Source organism: Massilibacillus massiliensis, assembly GCF_900086705.1.
Classification (GTDB): Bacteria; Bacillota; Negativicutes; order FLKF01; family FLKF01; genus Massilibacillus; species Massilibacillus massiliensis.
On the sequence record NZ_LT575483.1, the window covers coordinates 2325961 to 2346986 of the forward strand.

Annotated in this window: 23 protein-coding genes, 1 tRNA gene and 1 riboswitch; of the genes, 17 read left to right on the plus strand and 7 right to left on the minus strand. The window is 36.5% G+C overall.

Annotation, left to right across the window (positions count from 1 at the left end; genetic code table 11):
- Positions 1 to 5: 5 nt before the first annotated feature.
- Together BN6559_RS11240 and BN6559_RS11245 are read left to right on the plus strand one after the other, a co-directional pair.
- Positions 6 to 521 carry an N-acetylmuramoyl-L-alanine amidase family protein gene (locus BN6559_RS11240; RefSeq protein ID WP_110954799.1) on the plus strand — a complete coding sequence of 172 codons (516 nt, stop codon included), beginning with the start codon at positions 6 to 8 and terminating at the stop codon, positions 519 to 521.
- Between the two features lie 58 nt (positions 522 to 579).
- Complete coding sequence (locus tag BN6559_RS11245) at positions 580 to 1017, plus strand: hypothetical protein (protein ID WP_199883941.1); 438 nt, start codon at positions 580 to 582, stop codon at positions 1015 to 1017.
- 18 nt (positions 1018 to 1035) lie between these two features.
- Here BN6559_RS11245 and BN6559_RS11250 read toward each other — a convergent pair whose 3' ends face one another.
- Positions 1036 to 1254 carry a phosphoribosylglycinamide formyltransferase gene (locus tag BN6559_RS11250; RefSeq protein ID WP_110954801.1) on the minus strand — a complete coding sequence of 73 codons (219 nt, stop codon included), beginning with the start codon at positions 1252 to 1254 and terminating at the stop codon, positions 1036 to 1038.
- Between the two features lie 137 nt (positions 1255 to 1391).
- On the opposite strand from BN6559_RS11250, the gene BN6559_RS19285 reads away from it, so the two are divergent.
- Both BN6559_RS19285 and BN6559_RS11255 read left to right on the plus strand, forming a co-directional pair.
- Positions 1392 to 1562 (plus strand): hypothetical protein, encoded by a 171-nt coding sequence (locus BN6559_RS19285; protein WP_199883942.1) that lies wholly within the window; start codon positions 1392 to 1394, stop codon positions 1560 to 1562.
- A 90-nt stretch (positions 1563 to 1652) separates the two neighbouring features.
- Positions 1653 to 1865 carry a hypothetical protein gene (locus BN6559_RS11255; RefSeq protein ID WP_110954802.1) on the plus strand — a complete coding sequence of 71 codons (213 nt, stop codon included), beginning with the start codon at positions 1653 to 1655 and terminating at the stop codon, positions 1863 to 1865.
- A 290-nt stretch (positions 1866 to 2155) separates the two neighbouring features.
- On the opposite strand, the gene BN6559_RS11260 is transcribed toward BN6559_RS11255, so the two are convergent.
- The 3 genes from BN6559_RS11260 to BN6559_RS11270 all read right to left on the minus strand — a co-directional run bounded on the left by BN6559_RS11260 (position 2156) and on the right by BN6559_RS11270 (position 3872).
- Positions 2156 to 2231 (minus strand) — tRNA-Thr (locus BN6559_RS11260).
- Between the two features lie 112 nt (positions 2232 to 2343).
- Positions 2344 to 3177 (minus strand): helix-turn-helix domain-containing protein, encoded by an 834-nt coding sequence (locus tag BN6559_RS11265; protein ID WP_110954803.1) that lies wholly within the window; start codon positions 3175 to 3177, stop codon positions 2344 to 2346.
- Positions 3178 to 3359: 182 nt separating this feature from the next.
- A complete protein-coding gene (locus tag BN6559_RS11270) occupies positions 3360 to 3872 on the minus strand; it encodes a MarR family winged helix-turn-helix transcriptional regulator (protein ID WP_110954804.1) in 513 nt (170 codons plus the stop codon).
- Between the two features lie 103 nt (positions 3873 to 3975).
- On the opposite strand from BN6559_RS11270, the gene BN6559_RS11275 reads away from it, so the two are divergent.
- The 10 genes from BN6559_RS11275 to rpiB all read left to right on the plus strand — a co-directional run bounded on the left by BN6559_RS11275 (position 3976) and on the right by rpiB (position 14641).
- Positions 3976 to 4557 (plus strand): cyclase family protein, encoded by a 582-nt coding sequence (locus tag BN6559_RS11275; protein WP_110954805.1) that lies wholly within the window; start codon positions 3976 to 3978, stop codon positions 4555 to 4557.
- Positions 4558 to 4900: 343 nt separating this feature from the next.
- The gene (locus BN6559_RS11280) at positions 4901 to 7843 is read left to right on the plus strand and encodes a sigma 54-interacting transcriptional regulator (protein ID WP_199883943.1); all 2943 of its coding nucleotides are present in this window, start codon (positions 4901 to 4903) and stop codon (positions 7841 to 7843) included.
- Entirely contained in the window at positions 7833 to 8306 is a 474-nt protein-coding gene (locus BN6559_RS11285; protein WP_110954807.1) for a PTS sugar transporter subunit IIA, read from the plus strand. The genes BN6559_RS11280 and BN6559_RS11285 overlap by 11 nt, the downstream gene beginning before the upstream one ends.
- A 1-nt stretch (position 8307) precedes the next feature.
- On the plus strand, positions 8308 to 8592 hold the full coding sequence (locus BN6559_RS11290) for a PTS sugar transporter subunit IIB (protein ID WP_199883944.1): 285 nt from the start codon (positions 8308 to 8310) through the stop codon (positions 8590 to 8592).
- Between the two features lie 88 nt (positions 8593 to 8680).
- Positions 8681 to 9946: a PTS galactitol transporter subunit IIC gene (locus BN6559_RS11295; RefSeq protein ID WP_110954809.1), complete on the plus strand. Its 1266-nt coding sequence runs from the start codon at positions 8681 to 8683 to the stop codon at positions 9944 to 9946.
- Between the two features lie 86 nt (positions 9947 to 10032).
- On the plus strand, positions 10033 to 11073 hold the full coding sequence (locus BN6559_RS11300; protein ID WP_110954810.1) for a galactitol-1-phosphate 5-dehydrogenase: 1041 nt from the start codon (positions 10033 to 10035) through the stop codon (positions 11071 to 11073).
- Positions 11074 to 11085: 12 nt separating this feature from the next.
- Positions 11086 to 11910: a transketolase gene (locus BN6559_RS11305; protein ID WP_110954811.1), complete on the plus strand. Its 825-nt coding sequence runs from the start codon at positions 11086 to 11088 to the stop codon at positions 11908 to 11910.
- The gene (locus BN6559_RS11310; protein WP_110954812.1) at positions 11907 to 12833 is read left to right on the plus strand and encodes a transketolase family protein; all 927 of its coding nucleotides are present in this window, start codon (positions 11907 to 11909) and stop codon (positions 12831 to 12833) included. Before BN6559_RS11305 ends, BN6559_RS11310 begins: the two co-directional genes overlap by 4 nt.
- Positions 12834 to 12899: 66 nt before the next feature.
- Positions 12900 to 13931, plus strand: a complete 1032-nt coding sequence (locus BN6559_RS11315) for a zinc-binding dehydrogenase (RefSeq protein WP_110954813.1) — start codon at positions 12900 to 12902, stop codon at positions 13929 to 13931.
- A gap of 239 nt (positions 13932 to 14170) precedes the next feature.
- Positions 14171 to 14641 carry a ribose 5-phosphate isomerase B gene (gene rpiB / locus BN6559_RS11320; protein WP_199883945.1) on the plus strand — a complete coding sequence of 157 codons (471 nt, stop codon included), beginning with the start codon at positions 14171 to 14173 and terminating at the stop codon, positions 14639 to 14641.
- Between the two features lie 99 nt (positions 14642 to 14740).
- Here rpiB and BN6559_RS11325 read toward each other — a convergent pair whose 3' ends face one another.
- From BN6559_RS11325 to BN6559_RS11335, 3 genes are all read right to left on the minus strand, one after another.
- Positions 14741 to 14989: a DUF2642 domain-containing protein gene (locus BN6559_RS11325; RefSeq protein ID WP_199883946.1), complete on the minus strand. Its 249-nt coding sequence runs from the start codon at positions 14987 to 14989 to the stop codon at positions 14741 to 14743.
- 116 nt (positions 14990 to 15105) lie between these two features.
- Positions 15106 to 15807 carry a hypothetical protein gene (locus tag BN6559_RS11330; protein ID WP_110954816.1) on the minus strand — a complete coding sequence of 234 codons (702 nt, stop codon included), beginning with the start codon at positions 15805 to 15807 and terminating at the stop codon, positions 15106 to 15108.
- Positions 15808 to 16137: 330 nt separating this feature from the next.
- The gene (locus tag BN6559_RS11335; RefSeq protein WP_110954817.1) at positions 16138 to 17211 is read right to left on the minus strand and encodes a sensor domain-containing diguanylate cyclase; all 1074 of its coding nucleotides are present in this window, start codon (positions 17209 to 17211) and stop codon (positions 16138 to 16140) included.
- A gap of 1016 nt (positions 17212 to 18227) precedes the next feature.
- Between BN6559_RS11335 and BN6559_RS11340 the strand changes: the two genes are divergently transcribed.
- The 3 genes from BN6559_RS11340 to metA all read left to right on the plus strand — a co-directional run bounded on the left by BN6559_RS11340 (position 18228) and on the right by metA (position 21014).
- Positions 18228 to 19067 carry a deoxyribonuclease IV gene (locus BN6559_RS11340; protein WP_110954818.1) on the plus strand — a complete coding sequence of 280 codons (840 nt, stop codon included), beginning with the start codon at positions 18228 to 18230 and terminating at the stop codon, positions 19065 to 19067.
- Between the two features lie 125 nt (positions 19068 to 19192).
- Positions 19193 to 19816 (plus strand): PAQR family membrane homeostasis protein TrhA, encoded by a 624-nt coding sequence (gene trhA, locus BN6559_RS11345; RefSeq protein WP_110956381.1) that lies wholly within the window; start codon positions 19193 to 19195, stop codon positions 19814 to 19816.
- Between the two features lie 55 nt (positions 19817 to 19871).
- A riboswitch (SAM riboswitch) is annotated at positions 19872 to 19976 on the plus strand.
- Between the two features lie 93 nt (positions 19977 to 20069).
- Complete coding sequence (gene metA, locus BN6559_RS11350) at positions 20070 to 21014, plus strand: homoserine O-acetyltransferase MetA (RefSeq protein ID WP_110954819.1); 945 nt, start codon at positions 20070 to 20072, stop codon at positions 21012 to 21014.
- Positions 21015 to 21026: the final 12 nt, after the last annotated feature.

Consider the following 21026-nt stretch of genomic DNA (forward strand, 5'->3'; position numbering starts at 1 on the left):
TGAAAATGAAAATTTGTATTAATGCAGGGCATTACCCTGGTCTAGATAGCGGCGCAGTAGGAACCTTTTTGCAGGAGGCAGACGTAGTGAAAAATATAGGAGAAATCGTATGTAGGGACCTAGAAGCAGTTGGTTATGAAGTTTTATTCGTACAAGAAAATGAGCTTGCAGATATCACGAGTGCCAGCAATTCATTTGGTGCTGATCTATTTGTATCGATTCATTGTAATGCAGCAGCAAATTTATCAGCACAGGGGACAGAAACGTTTTGTTATAGACAAGACAGTGAAGGTGAATCCTTAGCTTCTTATATTCAAAATCAAATTGTAAATTCATTTGGTACTGTCGATCGTGGAGTTAAATATTCTCAAGGTTTATACGTATTAAAACATACGGAATGTCCAGCTGTGTTAGTTGAAACTGCATTTATCAGTAACTATAACGATGAACAATTGCTTGCAAATAGACAAGCTGATTTTGCGCATGCCATTGCAAGAGGCGTGACTGATTATTTTGCATAAAAAATCTAAGCAAATCAAAATTTTTTAACGGAGGCTAAATTTATGGAGGTGTTAAAAATTGATAAAAAAATTATTGCTATTGGTATTTGCAGTATTCTTATTATTAGCTTCGGGATATGGTATCTGTTTGGCCCAAGAACCGATGTATCAGATGTCAGAAACGGAACTGACAGAATTGCAGGAGATCTTCAGTCAGCTAAAGAGCAACAACAACGAGCTGCAGAATCAATTGGAACAATCGAAAGAGGACTTGAAAGTGGCGCAAAGTCAGTTGATCATATCGAAGACGGAGTTGACAATGCTAAAAAATCAGTTGATTCAGCTGCAGATCGAATCGACGAAAGCGAAAAGCTCACTGGATCAAGCAAACAACTCATTGAACGAGGCGAATCAATCCTTACAACAATTCGCCAAAGAGGAAAAAAGTAAAATTACAAAATTAACGTGGCAACGAAATTTATTTGCGATTGCTGCAATATATGGAATATTGAAATAAAAAAGCCCGGGCAGCGAGTTAATCGTTGTTCGGGCTTTTTGTTTTATTCCAAGTAATTTCGTAACCTAGTGCATTTAATAGTTTGTTAACTTCTGAGTATCTGAGTGTACCGGATTTTAATTTTTGACTAAAATTTTGCTGACTCATTCCAATCAATTTAGCTGCCTGAGTCTCAGATATATTTCCCTCAATTAATAATAATTTCCGTATTTCGAGAGCCAACTCTTCACCTGTCATAATAACCCCTCCTGCTTAATTGTATATTACCATAATAAATTTATTTTTACAATAAAAAATTGTTGACAACAAGATGTAACAATGATAATATGTAGTTAACAAGTTAATACGGTTAAAAACAAACGGAGGCGGTAAAGATGAATTTACAAGACTTGAAGTTAAAAATCAAAGAGGTTCAGATAGCAAGGGATTATGCAATAGAGGTTGAAAAGGATATCGATAAGTTTGATTTATTATCTGAAGAAATAGATAAACTGAATAGTCGTATATACAAAGCAGAATTAAGAGAATATATAGCATCAATTTAATCAAATTGCGCAGAGTGACGGGGAGCAATCCCCGGTAATGCGGGAAGCCGGTCACAACCCCGGTAGCATAGAAAAGGAGAAGTGATTAATATGACACAAAAAGGAATTTACATTCAAAGATTAGCAGCCCAAATGAGAAGTGAGGGAACAGATAACTGGTCATATAGTAACATGGCTGATTTATGTGATTTGGCGGGGATTTGGGATGAGTGGATAAACTCCACGAAGCAAAATGAGGGGCAGGTTACTTTGAAGGCCGCTCAGATATTAGGTGTTGAAATTCGACACTATATACCCGCTTGAAAGTCTAAAATAAAAAATCCGGAATTGGTACAGTAAAATGTATCGATGCCGGATTTTTTTTATTTTGTTGATTTACAATTCTTCATATCATTTGTAAGAATCTATAGGTTTTCATAATTAAAATATATTTGTTTTTATATTTTTTAACCGAATAAAATATTTGTATGTATTTATACGTATTTATATGTTTGAAAGCAGCAAAATAGATAAAAATTTAGACTATTGCATGCAAAAATGCATGCAAAATCAAATAAAAAAAGACTTCATATGCCATGAAGTCTTGAATTTACTGGAGCTGATAATAGGATTTGAACCTACGACCTACTCATTACGAATGAGTTGCTCTACCAGCTGAGCTATATCAGCGTAATTACATATTATATTTTATTCCTTTGCTGGTGTAATGTCAAGAATTTGGTTGATGAATAGAAAAATATATTGAGACGATGCAGTATCTCTTTTAAAAATGAGGTGGGTCTTAAACGCTTTTTATTTTTCTTGCGATAATAGAGTTCACGGCGTGTTGGTGATAGATGTTCGATGAATTACAATCAATGATTTGTTCTTCGCAAGAAACAATTTCCCAATCGTGATAATAGTTTGCCAAGTCGCCAGACGTATAAAAGAATTCATTTCTTTCCCAGTCAGGTGCAGTCTTGATAAACGGTTTTTCGACGAAGACGAGATGTGCATTTAATCCGCCTGCTTTGGTATGCTTTTTATATTTTTCAAAATGTATACGTCTTTGTTCTAAAGGAATAAATTGCAGTGCGCCCATAGAGTAAATCACATCATAAGAATCAGAAAGTTCATAGCCAATCATATTTGCGTGAATTACGTTTAGGTTACATTTTTTTATATTGCTATATTGCTTGATTTTTTCTACGCCGGGTTTAGAAATCTCCAAAGAATCAACACGAAACCCATAGTTAGCAAAATAGATAGAATCTCTGCCTTCACCGCTGCCAATATCCAATAAACGTTTATTGGTTTTATCGTTGATTAGATTTACAACTTGCGCAGCGAGCTTGGAAGTTTGTAATCCCCAATAATATTCTTCTTTTATATATTCAGAATCATATGGGCTTAATTTTTCTGATACATCGTAGCCGGTGAGCAATTTATCTATAGATGTATTTAGTATTTCTGCCAATCGAGGCAGCAAGGCTGTATCTGGCAAAGCATTGTTATTTTCCCATTTGGATATCGCTTGTGGAGTGACATTTAAAAACGAACTTAGCTGTTCTTGTGTATAATCTTTTCCTTTTCGTAAAGACAGGATTCTTTGACCGATTTTAGCATCAATATTCATGGTGAAAAATCTTCCTTTTTATAGTTCAACGTTGATACTATTATTGTAAGGATATATATCCTAAAAGTCTATCGAAGCGTAGTTTCCTCATTGAATTTTGATTCAACCTATGGTTGTTCCTAGTTTATAAGTGGAACGAATTTAGTTATTTTCTAAGTTACCGACATAAATATATTATTTGTCTACAGTCTGGCTGATACGAATGAAGTATCAGTTTTTTTGTCGCTAGAATCTTCAATTTGAACAAGATGTTCATCTATGTGTGATTCAATACTTTGTAAAATATCAAACAGTGCTTTTACCTGATTGGCGTCAAGTGATTGAAAATGTGCTGCGATTTCTTTAGTTAAACATGCAAAGTGTGCTTCCTTTTTTTGAAAGATTTCACTTCCTACAGATGTAAGTGCGAGCAATACCTCCTTTTCATTGCTCGGCAGTCTATATTTTTGTACAAGATTTTTGGATACGAGATTTTTGACCATTTTTGATATAGCACCTTTTGTAGCACCATATTTTTGAGCTAGTGTGGTAATGTTAATTTTTTCATGTTCACCGATTAAACTGATCAGACTCAATTCTGCAAAGCTTACTCTGCCTGCGCTTGTTGTTTCTCCGGCGTATTTTTCGAGTTCACCGATTTTGTTGGTTAGACGTTTAAAGAGATCCATAAATAGTTTTATATCATAACTTTTCATAGATATTATTATTTACTAAGTTTGTTAAATTTGCAAGTTAGATCTTGTTATTTTTGTTTACTTGTATTATTATTTACTTATAAAACAAAAAGGAGAGGGTTATATGTTGATAGACTTAACATTTACAATTGATAAGGATGATCCCCATAATCCATTTTTCCATACAGGAGAAGGAATAAAAGTAGCACAAATAGGTCATTTGGGGACACATATGGATATTATGTTACCAGAAATTCATATAGACCCTGAACGATTTATCTGTAATGGAACTTTAGTTCATGTGGAAAATATCTTTGATCGGCAAATTGAGCCTGAGGATTTTTCTAATGCAGAAATTCATAAAGGTGACTTTGTTATTTTTAAAACAGATTGGTTTACACAATATTATAAGACAGACTTTTATTTAAAAAATCACCCTAAAGATTGGCATCCTGAATTATCCGATGCTACATTACAATTTTTAGTAGAAAAAGAAGTGAATTTTATTGGCATAGATGCTGCTGGCGTTAAAAAAGTTTCCGAACATGCAGCCGCAGATCTATATTGTGCAAAGCATAATATATTTGTTATTGAGAATGTCGTAAATTTAAACAAACTTTCAGAAGATAAATTTAAAGCATATTGCTTTCCTCTTAAGTTGCAGAAATCCAGTGGATTGCCAACTAGAATTTTGGCAGAAATCTAAGTAGTAACGTAATTTATTGAAAACGACAAATAAGTCTAAGATGTTCAACATATAAAAATAAGCTCGAAATATTTCTTTATAGAAAGATATTTCGAGCTTATTTTTATATGTTAGACCAATTTACCAATCTTTTTATATAATGCAGTGAAACTATGTGAGGTTAAAAATATGTAAGAATAAAAACAAAAAATGGGGCAAAAATAGTAAGAAGGTTTTTGGATATGTAAGTATGATCGTAAAAATATGTAAATGATTATATTTAAAAAACATCGTAATATCTGCTTTTAGGCCAACTTACTTTTGTTTGGCATGCATCTTGCAATACATAGAGGCAGGAGGGTAAATGATGAGAAAACAAATCCAAAAACTTATTGCAGAAGAAGATTACAATCATCCGTATACGGATACTGAACTTTGCAAAAAGCTTTCAGTCAGCAGAGAATATGTGACATTACTTCGCAAAGAATTAAAAATTTTGGATTCAAGAGAACGTAAACAAGTTTATATTTGTGAAGAAATTAAGCAGATGTTGTTGAGTAAAGCGAGTCTATCTAATCAGGAAATACGAGATCAATTACAACAAAAAGGATATTCCATCTCAACGTATTTGCTCCAAAAATATATAACTGATATGGAATCTCAGCGTTTTTGTAATGATTTAGTTCCTGCATTGTCAGAAGAAGAGGTTGACAGAGAAGAAAAAGAAAAGTCTTATCACTCTTTTGAAAATTTAGTTGGCGCCAGAGGCAGCTTAGACACACAGATTCAACAGGCTAAGGCAACCATGTTATATCCACCGCATGGACTGCATTGTTTAATTGTTGGTGAGACGGGTGTCGGCAAGAGCGAGTTAGCAGAAGCAATGTATCACTTTGCACTGGAAGCTGAATGCTTGCCAAAACAAGCACCTTTTAATGTATTTAATTGTGCTGATTATGCTGAAAATTCCCAACTTTTGATTACGCAGCTTTTTGGTTGTGTAAAAGGTGCTTATACGGGAGCTGTAACAGATCGTAAAGGATTGATTGAGCAAACAGACGGTGGAATTTTGTTTTTAGATGAGGTGCATAGGCTTTCTTCAGAAGGGCAGGAAATGCTGTTTCAATTAATTGATAAGGGCCATTTCCGCAGACTCGGTGAAACGGATGCCGTCAGACAGGCAAAGGTACAATTGATTGCGGCAACCACAGAAAATATTGAAACCAGTCTTTTAACTACATTTAAACGGCGAATTCCAATGTTGATTAATATTCCTCCGTTAGAGGATCGGCCGCTGACAGAGCGCTTGCAGCTTATACAACGATTTTTCAGCTATGAGTCAACGCGTATGAATGCAAAATTGCAGGTTTCGATCGATGTTATAAAGGCTTATCTACTGTATGAGTGCAAGGGAAATATCGGCCAGCTTAAAAGTGATATTCAGGTGACTTGCGCCAAGAGTTTCTTATCCTATGTAACAAAGAAGGAAAAAGTCGTTAAAGTAGATCTGCAGAGTTTAAGCCTGTATGTAAAAAAAGGTTTGTTAAAAATACAGAGTAAAAGACATGAGTTAGAGGCAATTGTTTGGAAAGATTTCTATATTGAACCTAACCAATGGCAGGATCCTATCGCATTGGAAGATGATGCCTACAGTTTTCCTAAAGAATTTTATGGCTATATTGAAAGTGTGCATACGGAGTATATGCAGCAAGGGATGGATGAAAAGCAAATCAGACGACTGATCGGTGAAGAGATTGAGCAAAAGTTGCAGCATGTAATTTCCCATATTAAACGTCGGTTGGCACCACTGACCTTGGAAGAGGTATCTAAAGTAATTGGCAGTGAAGTCATTTATTTAGCACAAGATATTTTAAAAATCGCTGAAGCCGAGCTTGGTAAGTTAGACGAATCTTTAGTTTATTGTCTGGCTATTCATTTAAATGCAACATTTACTCGACTTAGCCAAGGCAAAAAGATCATCAATCCAAATTTAGAAGATGTAAAAAGAAAGTTTCGTTTAGAGTATCAAGTCGCTGAAAAAATGGTTGATTTAATTAAAGTGCGTTACAAGATTGAACTGCCAGAAGATGAAATTAGTTATATTGCATTATATCTGCATGGCAATGAGCAAGAAGAGGAAGGCAATGTCGGTGTTGTCGTAGCTACGCATGGAAATGTTGGTAGCAATATGCTCGAGATTGCAAATAAATTGCTCAATGTGACACACGGTAAATCCTTCAACATGAGTTTCGAAGAAAGTCCGCGTGATGCGCTTGATCGTCTAACCGAGGTGATCAAGAGTGCCGATGAGGGCAAAGGTGTTTTGATGTTGGTAGATCTAGGGTCTTTATTGACATTTGGCGAAATCATTCAGACGCGTACCAAGATTAAAGTTGAAACTGTGGATCGAGTGGATACGGTCATGGTGATTGAAGCCTTAAGACGTAGTATTCTACCCGGTTCAAATTTAACAGATATGGTCAGCGGGATTGAAAGTTTAAATTATCTTTTTCCTAAGACTCGCCCACAGGCACCAGTTGTTTTACGAAAGAAAGCAATTATTACAATATGTTTTACTGGTGAAGGGGTAGCACTTTATTGTGCCGGACATATTAAGAAGATTTTTGGTGACCGTTTGCAAGGCATTACATTTTTGAATGTTGGCATAATTGGTCGTCACGATATCTATAAGCAGATTCAACAGATCTTAATGCAATATGATGTGATTATGATTATTGGTAGTGTAGATCCGCAACTGCAGGGAATTCCTTATATTTCGGTGCATGAACTTTCAACAAAACAAGGGAATGAACGGTTGGCGTATTTATTAAATGAAGCTGCTGCGTCGCCGGCATTTTTGGAGAAGAAAACCACTTTGGTGCCGGAAGTTGTACAAAAGGCAAAAGTGATGATGTTGGGAAAAGAAAAATACACAAAATCTCAAATTTTAGAAAAAATGTGCAAAATCCTTGCGGATGAAAATTATGTAAGGAACGGCTATGGAAAAGCAGTATTGGAACGAGAAAAGATGGGCGTATATTTAATTAATCAAAAGGTTGCGTTGCCTCATGCGGACAGTTCCTATGTAAAAGAATCCGTAGTGTTCATTGCAAAGGCGGAGACGCCGATTGTTTGGGCGGGAAAAACAACCACGCGATTGATATGTTTGCTTGCTCTTGATATTCATGGTAAAGATGGGATTCGTTATCTATATGAGCGGTTTCAAAACGACGAAGTCATAGCTTTGATGGAAGCCGCAACAACAGAACAGGAACTAAGGGAGGCATTAGTTTACAATGCAAATTAAAATTGAAGAAAATTTAATTATGCTTGATCTTGATGGTCAAGCGAATGTAGATGTTTTATCACAGATGGCGGATAATCTATGCCAGGCTGGATATGTTAAAGAAAGCTATAAAGACGCGGTGATTGCCCGAGAAAAAGTTTTTGCTACAGGGCTGCCGACGGTCAGTTACGGTGTAGCGATTCCGCATACAGATATCGTGCATGTAAATAAGCCAACGATCTGTATTGCCAGACTCAAACATGATGTGGATTTTGTCATTATGGGTGAAGAGTCAGAAACAGTCGCTATAAAGTTGGTATTTATGTTGGCAATGAATGAACAGCATGCACAATTGAGTGTATTACAAAAATTGATGGGCCTTTTACAGGATAATGAAGCATTGACTTATCTTGCAACAGAAGATGACAAGCATAAGATCAAAGCGTTTATTATAGAAAAATTAAACGTAGAGGGGGGTGAATGATATGACAAAGAAAGTTGTCCTTGTCGCTTGTGGAACAGGAATTGCTACATCAACAGTTGTTTCCGATGCTGTAGATAAAATAGCCAAAGAAAACAAAATTGACGTAGAAATCATTCAATGTAAAATTATGGAGGTTCCTGGATATCAGGAACGTGCAGACTTATTAGTGACTACGACGGTTGCAGGAAAAGATTATCCTTTTCCAGTCATTAATGCAAGATCATTTTTAACGGGAATTGGACTTGATAAAGTCAAAGCGGAAATTTTAGAAGAATTAAAAAAGTAAAAATATCTAGAATCAAGAAGGTATGCTGAGTTTGCCTTTGTGTGATTCGGCATACCATAAGAACGATATATGGGAGGTAGCGAACATAATGACAGATTTAATTCCTATGTTTCAGGCATTCTTAGGTCTAGGAGCTACAGTAATTCTACCAGTTGCAATTTTTCTACTGGGTCTTGCTTTTGGTCAAAAACCAGGGAAGGCATTCCGTTCCGGTTTGACAATTGGGGTAGGTTTTACAGGGATTTTCTTGGTAGTTGGTTTACTCGTTGATAATTTGGGTCCTGCTGCACAGGCCATGGTTAAAAACTTTGGTTTACAGCTGCACATTATCGATATTGGTTGGCCGGGAGCAGCAAGTATCGCTTGGGCGTCACCGGTAGCCGCATTGGTATTGCCAGTGGGTCTTTTAGTGAATGCGATTATGCTGATAACAAAAACAACAAAGACAATGGACGTTGATATTTGGAATTATTGGCATTTTACATTCATGGGTGCATTCGTATATGCGCTTTCTGGCAGTCTTATGCAAGCAATGATTGCAGCAGTTCTTTTTGAGATTGTTGTGTTGAAAATTGCTGACTGGACCGCTCCGTATATGGAGAAGTATTTTGATCTTCCAGGGATTTCTGTTCCAACTGGTAGTACGGTTTCCTATGCACCAATCGGTATTCCGCTCATTTGGTTGATTCAAAAAATTCCAGTGATTAAAGATTTGAAAGCGGATCCAGAAAGTATTCAGAAAAAGTTTGGTATTTTCGGTGAGCCAATTTTCATGGGACTAATTTTAGGTTTAATTCTAGGAGCATTGGCTGGTTATGGTCCTGGTGAAATGGTAAAAGTCGGCATCGCAATGGCAGCGGTTATGATACTTATGCCAAGAATGGTAAGACTTTTAATGGAAGGTCTTATTCCTATCTCTGAATCGGCAAGAGAGTTTTTAACAAAACGTTTTGGCGAAGATGCAAATATTTATATTGGTTTAGATGCAGCTGTTACCACAGGGCATCCAGCAGTTATTGCTACGGCACTAATTCTTGTGCCAATCACGATCTTATTAGCTGTTATTTTACCAGGAAATAATGTATTACCATTTGGTGATTTGGCGACGATTCCATTTATCGTGGCAATGATTGTAGCAGCGGCACGCGGTAATATTGTGCATTCCGTACTTGCTGGTGCAGTCGTAATTAGTATGTCGCTTCTAATGGCTACAGCAGTTGCGCAATTCCATACACAAATGGGTATCGCAGCAAACTTCAAAATGCCAGAAGGAACGGCGTTGATTTCTAGTATTGACCAAGGTGGTAATCTAATACACTTTGTAATTTATCAAATTTTCGTTTTATTTAATTAAGCAGGCGACGCAATCGGCGCCGTCAAGTTCAAATCCTTGATGGCGCTAATTTTGCTTACAAATCTTTTTAGGGGGAAGTGTAATTCATGAAAGCAGCTGTAATTTATGGAACTGGTGATATTCGTTATGACGATATCGCAGATCCAAAGTGTGGAGCGGATGATGTCATTGTTCAGGTTAGTGCCTGTGGAATTTGTGGCTCAGACAGCCCGCGGATTTTAAAAGACTGGAAATATCCTGTCCCGGGTGTACCAGGTCATGAATTTGCCGGAAAAATTGTTGAAGTCGGTAAAAATGTTAAGAACTTTTCAGATGGAGATGCAGTTGTCGCACAACCGTTGATTCCATGTAAATCATGTCATAATTGTAAATCAGGATTTTATTCAGTATGCGATGATATTACGATGCTGGGTGCGGATGTTCCTGGTGGTTATGCAGAATATGTAAAAGTACCTGCGTCCAATACGCTGAAAATCGGTGATATCAATTTACAGCACGCAGCTTTAATTGAACCTTGTGCTGTAGCACTTTATGGCGTACTTGGAATTGAACCAAAACTTGGTGATACAGTTGCGATACTGGGTATGGGAACAATTGGTCAGCTTGTTTTACAATGGTGCAAGATCTATGGTGTTCATCGTGTGATTGCGGTTGATATTTCTGAAAAAAAACTTGCTGAAGCAAAAGCATTAGGTGCTGATTATTGTATTAATGGCCTTAAATCTGATGTTGAAAAAGAAATATTGGAATTAACAGACGGTTTTGGCGTTGATATTGCAATGGAAACCGCTGGATCTAAAATCACGCAGGAACAATGTCTTCTTGTTACCAAAAAACGCGGTAAAATTGGCTATTTAGGTATTGCTAGAACGGATATCTTATTAAAGGAAAAATCGTTTGAAAGTATTTTCCGTCATGAACTGACATTAAAAGGTTTTTGGAATTCTTATACTGCACCATTTCCAGGCGCTGCATGGGAGAAAAGCATTGCCTATATCCAAGATGGCAGAATTGAACTTGAAAAGTTGATTTCACATCGTTTTCCATTAAAGGATGTACAAGATGTATTTAAAATGATTCAAAGCCGCAGTGAGGAATACAATAAAATCTTACTGGTTGTTAAATAACAGGAGGAAAACATGGATACAAAGCAATTAAAGAAAAACGCTTTAAATGCACGTGTAAGTATTATGAAAATGCTTGCAGAATCAGGATCAGGGCATCCGGGCGGGTCGCTTTCGATGATCGACATTTTGACGGTGCTCTATTTTGATAAGATGAATGTAAAAGTATCCGATCCTAAATGGCAGGATCGCGATCGCTTTGTTTTGTCAAAAGGGCATGGGGCACCTGGGCTTTATGCAGTGCTTGCGGAAAAAGGTTTTTTCCCGAAAGAAGAGCTGCTCAAACTTCGTAAATGCGGTTCTATGCTGCAAGGGCATCCCGATATGAAGGGAACACCGGGCATTGATATGTCGACAGGATCTTTAGGGCAAGGATTATCGGCGGCAAATGGTATGGCAATTGCCGGGAAATTGGATCGAAAAGAGTATCGTGTATATACGATTGTAGGAGATGGCGAGATTCAAGAAGGTCAGATTTGGGAAGCTGCGATGAGTAGTTCTCACTATCAACTTGATAATCTCACACTTTTTGTTGATCATAATGGATTTCAAATTGATGGTTCTAATGATGAAGTTATGACAGTAAATCCAATTCCTGATAAGTTTAGAGCTTTCGGCTGGAATGTGATAGAGATTGACGGACACGATTTTAATCAAATCGGTGCAGCGATTGATATGGCAAAGACGGTAAAGGGAAAACCAACGGCTATTGTTGCTGAGACAGTAAAAGGCAAGGGCGTTTCTTTCATGGAGCATCAGGTTGGCTGGCATGGCAAAGCTCCAAGTTTGCAGCAGCGTGATCAAGCGGTGGAGGAATTGGAAAGAGGTGCTGAAAAATGAGTGGTGTTGCGACAAGAGAGTCCTACGGAAAGCTGTTACAAGAAGATTTAAGTAAAAATCCGAAGATCGTTGTATTAGATGCAGATTTGGGAAATGCAACGAAATCCATAAACTTTAAAAAGGTTTGCCCTGAACGGTTTTTTGATATGGGAATTGCAGAGCAAGACATGATGGGAACGGCAGCTGGATTGGCCACATGCGGAAAGATTCCAATTGCGAGTACTTTTGCGATGTTCGCTGCTGGACGTGCTTTTGAACAGGTTCGTAATTCAATTGCTTATCCAAATCTCAATGTGAAAATTGTAGCAACTCATGCTGGGGTAACAGTAGGGGAAGATGGTGGCAGTCATCAGGCCATTGAAGATATTTCATTGATGCGCAGCATTCCAAATATGACGGTAATCAATCCATCTGATGGCAAGGAAGCAGAAGAAGCAATTAAAGCCGCGGTAGAATATTACGGTCCAGTTTATATTCGACTTGGCAGAGCAGCAACTCCGGATTTACACGGCCCAGGATATGAATTTAATTGGGGTAAAGGTGAGGTTTTACAAGAAGGCAAAGATGTGGGGATCATTGCAACAGGAATTATGGTAGCTAAGGCATTAGAAGCTGCAAAACAATTAAAAGAGCAAGGCATAGAGGCTAGAGTGATTAACATTCATACGATTAAGCCGCTGGATGAAGCGTTGATTATAGAAACCGCAAAGTTGACCGGTAAAATTGTTACAGCAGAAGAACATAGTGTAATCGGAGGACTTGGTTCAGCAGTGAGTGAAGTTGTATCTAAAAACCATCCGGTAAAGATGGCTATGGTTGGCGTGCAAGATCAATTTGGATGTTCCGGATCACCAAAAGATTTGTTGGAAAAGTTCGGTTTGCTTGAGAGCGATATTGTAAAGGCAGTCGTATCCCTTAAATAGTAACAACAAAAGAGCGTATGCGCGATTTGGAGAATTGAGTTAATTTGATTTAATGGAGGGAAAATAATGAAAGCATTAGTAAAAACGGCTTTAGGTGAAGGAAACTTGGAAGTGCTTGATCGAGATGAACCACAAATAAATGATGATCAGGTAAAAATTAAAGTCAAGTATGCGGGCATCTGTGGCTCTGATTTGCATACTTATGAAGGACATTATAAGGTTGCTGCTCCTGTAACTCTCGGACATGAATTTTCTGGTGAAGTTGTGGAAGTCGGTGCCAATGTGAAAAACTTTAAAGCTGGCGATCGGGTTACTTCTGAGACAACATTTGAAATTTGTGGTACGTGCAGATATTGTAAGGAAAAGAAATATAATCTTTGTTCAACGCGTAAGGGATTGGGAACACAGCAAAATGGTGCGTTTACAAACTATATTATTGCGCGCAAGGAAAGTGTTCATTTATTGCCGGAAAATGTGACTTATCTTGATGCATCCATTACAGAAGCGGCAGCTTGTGCTTATCATGGTGTTGCTAAAGCAAAGATTGAGAAAGATGATATCGTGCTTGTATTAGGGCCTGGTCCAATCGGACTATTAGTGGCACAGGTTGTCAGAGCCAAGGGCGGAAAAGTTGTGATGACTGGTCTTACTAAGGATGCAAAACGTCTTGACGAAGCGAAGGCGTTGGGGGTTGCTTATACGATTGATGTACAGACGGAAAGTCCAAGAGAAATCATTGATAAATTAACCGATGGCTATGGCGCAGACGTATGCTTTGATTGTACTGGTGCAGTACCTTCCATGCAAATGGGAATGGATTTGCTGAGAAAGCAAGGACAGTATGTTCAAGTTGGAATTTTTGCAAAAGATGAAGTTGTTGTTGATTTTTCAAAAATCATTCAAAAAGAACTTGTAGTTACAGGAAGCCGCAGTCAGAATACACATGATTGGGAGCCTACCCTTGCACTGATGAATAGTGGAGCGATCAAAGCGAGTGCAATGGTTACGCATAAGATGAAAATTGATGAGTGGGATAAAGCCTATCAGCTTTTAAAAAGCGGAGAAGCGATTAAAATAGCCCTAGAACCATTAGATTAGAAAAATGTGACTGTTGATTTCGGCCGGATGATACAGTAAAAGAGAATAGTTACCATATTGAGCTCAATAGATGGTTTATTTTAATAAAAGAGAATATGAACGGAGAAAGATGTTCCGGTTTAAATAGAATCAAAGAATACGTGTTTTGATCGTATTTAAAACAAACTTAGTGATGTGTCTTGATCTTGATACTGTTAGGTCAGAAAAACCTTGCAATCATGATTGAAGTGAAGTTTTAGATGGGGGTGAGAAGATTGGTGAAGACGGTGGTAATTGGCAGTGATCATGCTGGATTTTTGGTGAAGCAGGACTTGATCAAGAGATTGACAGCAAATGGCTTTGTCGTTGAAGATAAGGGGACGCATAGTGAAGAATCAGCAGATTTTTCCCCGATTGCTAGAGAAGTTGCGGAAACTGTTGCGAAAGATGAGAATAAACAAGGAATTTTAGTTTGCGGTACGGGAATCGGAATGTCCATTATGGCAAATAAAGTTCCGGGAATACGTGCAGCATTGGTGCATGATCTTTTTTCTGCAAAAGCAACACGTGAACACAATAATACCAATGTGTTATGTATGGGAGCACGGATTATTTCTTCGGCTATGGCTTGGGAAATTGTCTCTGTCTGGTTGCACACGGATTTCTTAGGCGGGAAACACGAGAAACGTATTCAATATATTGCTGATTATGAAAATCATCGAAATGAATAGTAAATATCCAGTTTCATTTATTTTTAAAGTTAAAAACCAGAAATATTCTCTCTAGAAAATATTTCTGGTTTTTGATTTTAGAAAATTTGTTACAGAAATTCATCTTGCTTCGCATCTGTGAACAGGCATAACGCTGATGACTTGTTGTGAGCGGACAAACAGAATACCATATTTAGTTTGTAAAGCGAGATGATCATGCTCTACTTCAAGTAATTTTCCGAACAATTCTTTCTGAGTTGTTTCAATAATAAGTTCCATGCCAATCATACTGTTAAGTTTTTTTAGCCAGTAAGGCTCGACTAGCATGAACATTTTAGGCTGAGATCCTTCATTTTCAAGACAATCCAATGATATGTCTCCTTTATTTTGTTTATTTATCATTGTATGCTTTGTTGCCTTGTCAAAGTACAATTTGCATATAAAAAAGACTTGGGGTGCTTCCCCAAGTCTTTTTATACAATTGGTTATATCGTCCATGCAATGCTATTTAGCGCCGGTGTTGCTAGATCAATTTTTGATAAAATCATAAAAATATTTTTATGTTTTAAAGAAAAAGGTACTGCTAAATTGCGCTTGTCTTCAGCGCTTAAATTGATATAAGACAAGGCTTTTTTTATAAATTTCAATGCATCGCTCACATTGCCTTGTGCGCCGGCAGCTTGTGCTTTAAAGCGATAAGCGTTATACAAATAACTGTTGTTTTTGGCAAACCTGGAACCGTGTTCAATTATTTTTTGATCGGCTTCTACCAATGCCAAATCTGTTTGACGTAAAAGATTTAAAGTGATCCATCGCTCAGCCCAAAGTTCACCGCGGTTGATGATATGAAATTTAAAGTGGCTGTTTTCTACTAGAGAAATTGCACTGTTTATATGTGTTAAAGCTTCATGGAAATTTCTTTTCTTTTTACGCAGTATAGAGCTTAAGTTACGTAAAGCCCAAGCTTTGTGCTCAATATCTTCCAGTGTGTGCACCTGTACGTCAAGAACAGAATTCAATAACTGGATTGCATCGTCTATTTTATTGTACGATGGGTGACAGAGAAATTTTGCTAAGGATGCTCTTGTATGCCAATCTTCAAATTCGCCAAGGAATAAAGCGCGAGGCGGTTTAATACCAGTATTTACAACAAAATCAACTAACTTTTGAAAGTCGTCTTTAGTCATGCGAAATACCTCCCACTTGATTGGATTGATAAATACAACGCTAAGCAAAAATATGGACTTTATATTCTTATTATACTGTTTTAAACAAATAATATAAATGATTTAGAATTTTAATTTTTATGAAAATAAAAGGACTATAAATAGCCCTTTAGCAAGTAGAAAACTATGGACGGATAGGCCGCGGGTCGACGAGAAGCATTTCTCCCCAACCGGCAGCCTATCTTTGCGTGAGTTTATAAGTGGAACAGCGTTCGCTATGTTTTATTGCGCGGTATAAGATTTTTATTTTGTCTATAAATTTGAAGGATGATAGATAGCGCTTCATTCATGTCATGAAGAAAGTATAGTTTCATTTTTTTCATCGGAAGTATTAAAGTGGTTGAAATAAACCGCAGGTGAGTTTGCAAAGGCAAAGTTATCTTTACCATCTTTTTTTATTTTATATAAAGCTTTATCTGCTTGTTTCAAGAGCTCATGATAAGTTTGCCCGTCTTGCGGATAAATAGAAATGCCAATACTTCCAGAGATTTTGTAATTTTTATCTTGTTTTGAAGCATGGGTGCGTAACACTTGTGTGATGGCATTTGCTTTCGTGCAAATTTCTTTGATGGAGTGAATATTGTAAAGAAATACAACAAATTCGTCACCACCGATACGTCCGACGATATCATGTTTACCAAAAAGCGATTTTAATTGTGTTGTAACATCGATTAAAACTTCATCACCAACTAAATGTCCCAGATTATCATTAATAGATTTGAAGTTATCGATATCAATCATCATGAAAGCATGTTGCCGATGCTTTTTTGTTTTTATAAAATCATTGATCAGTGACTGGGTAATCATTTTGTTGTATAAACCTGTTAGTGGGTCACTGTGCGCTTTTGCTTGTAATTTTTCTATTTCTCTTTTTTGTGCATCGATATTAACGATTTTACCAACAAATTTGATTGGTTGATGGTGATCATTATAAATGGTTTGTCCTTTGATATGCCACCAGTTATAATGATCTTTTTGTTTTCTATCTAAAATTTTGATTTCCGCGGAAAGTGTTGGTGTGCCCTCTTTTATTTTTTTATAGAGGTTAAGCAGCGCTTTTTTATCTTTTTTTTGAAATAAGGAAGAAAACGGTATGACTTTGGAAACATTATAAATGATCGGAGGCTTTCCGGTGTATTCTTGAAATTTAAGTGAGTTTGTTAAAATATCTGATGCGATATCATATTCGAAAATAATATCGTTCGTTAATTGATTGGTAATTCGATATCGTTCTTTTTCTAAGTCTAAAAGTTTTTTGGCATGTTCATAATTGCCAAAAGTATCTTTAAAGTTTGCTAATTCCTGCTCAGTATTTGTTAATTGAATGGACTTTTTCCTTAATAAATAAGAAAAGTAACTGAGCATAAGTGTTTCAACTAGCAGCGTATCGTAAAAGAATAAATTTATGTTATTTGAAAAATTCCGAAAATTTATTAGAATGAATAAAGAAAGTAGTATGAATAGGATGATTGGCCTAACGTATTTCCGCTGCCAAAATGGCTTATTTGTAATGATAATCACGACCTTTTGACCAAATCTTTTTACTATGAAACAAGATTTCACCTTTTTTACATCGCTATCATGTACGAATTATGGTTGTTTTTAGGAATTAATACCTGTAATAAATTAAAATAAACCAGATTTTCAATAAGGCGTTCAATTTTTTAGTCGTTATTTCGTAATTTTATTTTACAGGACAATTATACTAAGTGAATTGGTAAAAATCAATAAAATATGTTAAATTATAGAAAAATATTTTATGGTGTAAAAGTTATGCTTAAAAATCAACCGAAAATTTCCTGTAAATGATGAAGATTAAATTTAGATGCTGAGTGTCAATCTACGCATGTTTTTCATAGTATACATTAGCTAAAAGCTATCAGTGTTATGAAAAGGGAGGCGTTATAAATGGGTTTTGGAAATGGTAATGGCAATGGCTGGTGGGTATGGTTTTTGATTATCATCATTATTTTATTAGCTTGCTGTAATAACGGATTTAGTAACGACTGCTGATTAAAAAATAAAAAATAAGAATTGGCTGGGCAAGTGGAATTTTAATTCCATCTAAGCTTTAGTCAGAATTATCCATGGACTTAGCCGCTCTTTGCTTTCACTGTAAAAAGTTGAAAGTATGAGAGCGGATGAGTCATCGGATAAAGTAAAGTAGAGCTTTATATTTTGGAGATGGTCTGAGATAGATAGGAATATCTATCTTATTATTTTTTTGTACAAGCTTTTTGGATACCAACGAGTATAAATTTGCAAATTTAGTTCAATTTAATAGAAGCGTGGTTTGCTTGTTTTTGTTAAAATAAGATAGGAGAGATTGATTTTGTGATCGAAAGAATGTTACTGCAGCAATAAATATGGAGGTTTTTTATATGCTTAACATAGGTTGTCATTTGTCGACGGTAAAAGGTTATACGCACATGGGAAAAGAAGCTTTGCAGATTGGTGCAAATACGTTTCAGTTTTTTACACGAAATCCACGTGGCGGTAAAGCGAAGCAGATTAATGAAAAAGATATAGAGGGATTATTAAAAATTATGCAGGAAAATCAGTTCGCAAAGATCTTGGCGCATGCACCCTATACGTTAAATGCGTGTTCTGCTGATGAGCGGACACGAGAGTTTGCATTGGAAATGATGCAGGATGATTTAGCACGGATGGAATATTTGCCGAATAATTTATATAATTTTCACCCGGGGAGTCATGTGAAGCAGGGGGTAGAAATAGGGATAGAACTGATTGTCAAAATGTTGAATCAAATCTTAAAACCGGAGCAAACTACGACTGTATTATTAGAAACTATGGCGGGAAAGGGTAGTGAAATTGGACGTAATTTTGAGGAAATACAGTCTGTTTTAAGTCAGATAGAATTGGCAGATAAAATGGGTGTTTGCTTAGATACTTGCCATGTTTATGATGCTGGATATGATATTGTGCACGATTTAGATGCAGTTTTAGAAAAGTTTGATCAGGTGATTGGGCTGGAGAAATTGCGGGCAATTCATTTAAATGATAGTATGAATGCGTTTGGCAGCCATAAGGATCGGCATCAAAAAATAGGAAAAGGGTGTATTGGCTTAGAAGCAATTACAAATATGATCAACCATCCGAAGTTAAGTCATTTGCCATTTTTCTTAGAAACACCAAATGAATTGGATGGCTATGCTGAAGAAATAAAACTTTTGCGAAGTGCATATCGAGGGAGTAAATGAGAATAAATTTCATTATCAAATAATATACCTTGAAGCACTATTATGATATAATGTAAATACAATGATGAATTCATAAGAAAGTAGGTGGATCTATGACAAATCAAATGTATCGTGCAAAATTAAATCTGGAAGAAATATTAAATGCGGTTACGCATGGGATAGGTACAATATTATCTATTGTTGCGCTTTGCGTTATGATTGTACTATATAATGATGTAAGTACCTGGCATTTAATGAGTGGGGCTATTTATGGTGGATCTTTAGTTTTACTTTACTTAGCATCTACGTTATATCATAGTTTTACAAATGAAAAATTAAAAAGCTTATTTAAATTTTTTGATCATGCGGCAATTTATATTTTGATTGCGGGAAACTATACGCCATTTGCGTTGATTCCGTTGCATGGAGATTTTGGCTGGACAGTCTTTAGTGTCATCTGGGCATTGGCGGCAATCGGTATTTTATTTCAGGTGTTTTTTGTAAGGCGGTTTAAAATCTTTTCGACGATTTGTTATCTTTTAATGGGTTGGTTTGCTGTTGTAATGATCGAACCTTTGATTGCTTCTTTGCAGATAGAAGGGATCTATTGGCTGCTTGCAGGTGGTTTGTTTTATACGGTAGGATCTATTTTTTACTTAGTGAAACGAATTCCTTATAATCATGCAATCTGGCATCTGTTTGTACTTGCAGGCAGTGCCGCACATTTCGTTGCTGTTGTGAATTATGTTCTGCCGCTAAGTGTACTATAGATTTGCTATTGACTATGGCAGGGTAAAATGATAATATAAATTCAATTAAATAGGACTCTTATCTAGAGAGGTTGAGGGACTGGCCCGATGACACCCAGCAACCGGCATCGTAAGATGCAAGGTGCTAATTCCAGCAGGAATATTTCCTGAAAGATGAGAGGGAGCGGATTAGGAAAGCCCCTTTCTCTGGAAAGGGGCTTTTCTATTTTCTAATTTTGTAAAAATCAATTCATTTATTTAGGAGGAATGTATTGTGCCAATTAAGATTCCAAATAATTTACCGGCAACACATATTTTAGAAAGCGAAAATATTTTTGTTATGGATGCTGACAGAGCTTATAAACAAGATATTCGTCCGCTCAAAATTTTGATTTTAAATTTAATGCCGACTAAAATTATTACAGAAACGCAGTTACTTCGATTATTGGGGAATTCACCGTTGCAAGTGGAAGTGGATTTTATTTATACAGCCAGCTATGTACCACAGCATACCGCACAAGATCACTTAACGCAATTTTATGGTACTTTTGAAGATGTACGTCATAAGAACTACGATGGTTTCATCATTACAGGTGCACCTGTCGAACAGTTAGAGTTCGAGGATGTAACGTATTGGGGGGAAATCTGTGAGATTATGGAATGGAGTAAAACACACGCTTATTCAACATTTCATATTTGTTGGGGTTCGCAAGCAGGTCTTTATTACCATTATGGAATAAAAAAATATCCGATTACACCGAAAATATTTGGTGTTTATAAACATACGATGAATGTTGCGCATGAGAAATTATTCCGTGGATTTGATGATGAATTTTATGTACCGCATTCACGGCATACTGAAATAAAGAAATCTGATATCAAAAAAGTGAAGGAGTTGACAATTCTGGCTGAGGCTGAGGAAGCAGGTATTTATGCAGTAGCGAATTTAGAAAAACGGCAGTTTTTTATTACTGGGCATGCCGAATATGATCCATTGACGCTAAAGGCAGAATATGATCGCGATATCAATGCAGGAATGAGGATGGATGTGCCGCAGAATTATTACCCGGGCGATGATCCTACGAAAGCACCGATTGTAAAATGGCGTAGTGTGGCAAATTTACTATTTGCGAATTGGCTGAATTATTATGTATATCAGGAAACACCATTTGATTTAAATGAATTAAATAATTTAAATGACTATATTTATAATATTTGATGAAACAAGGTG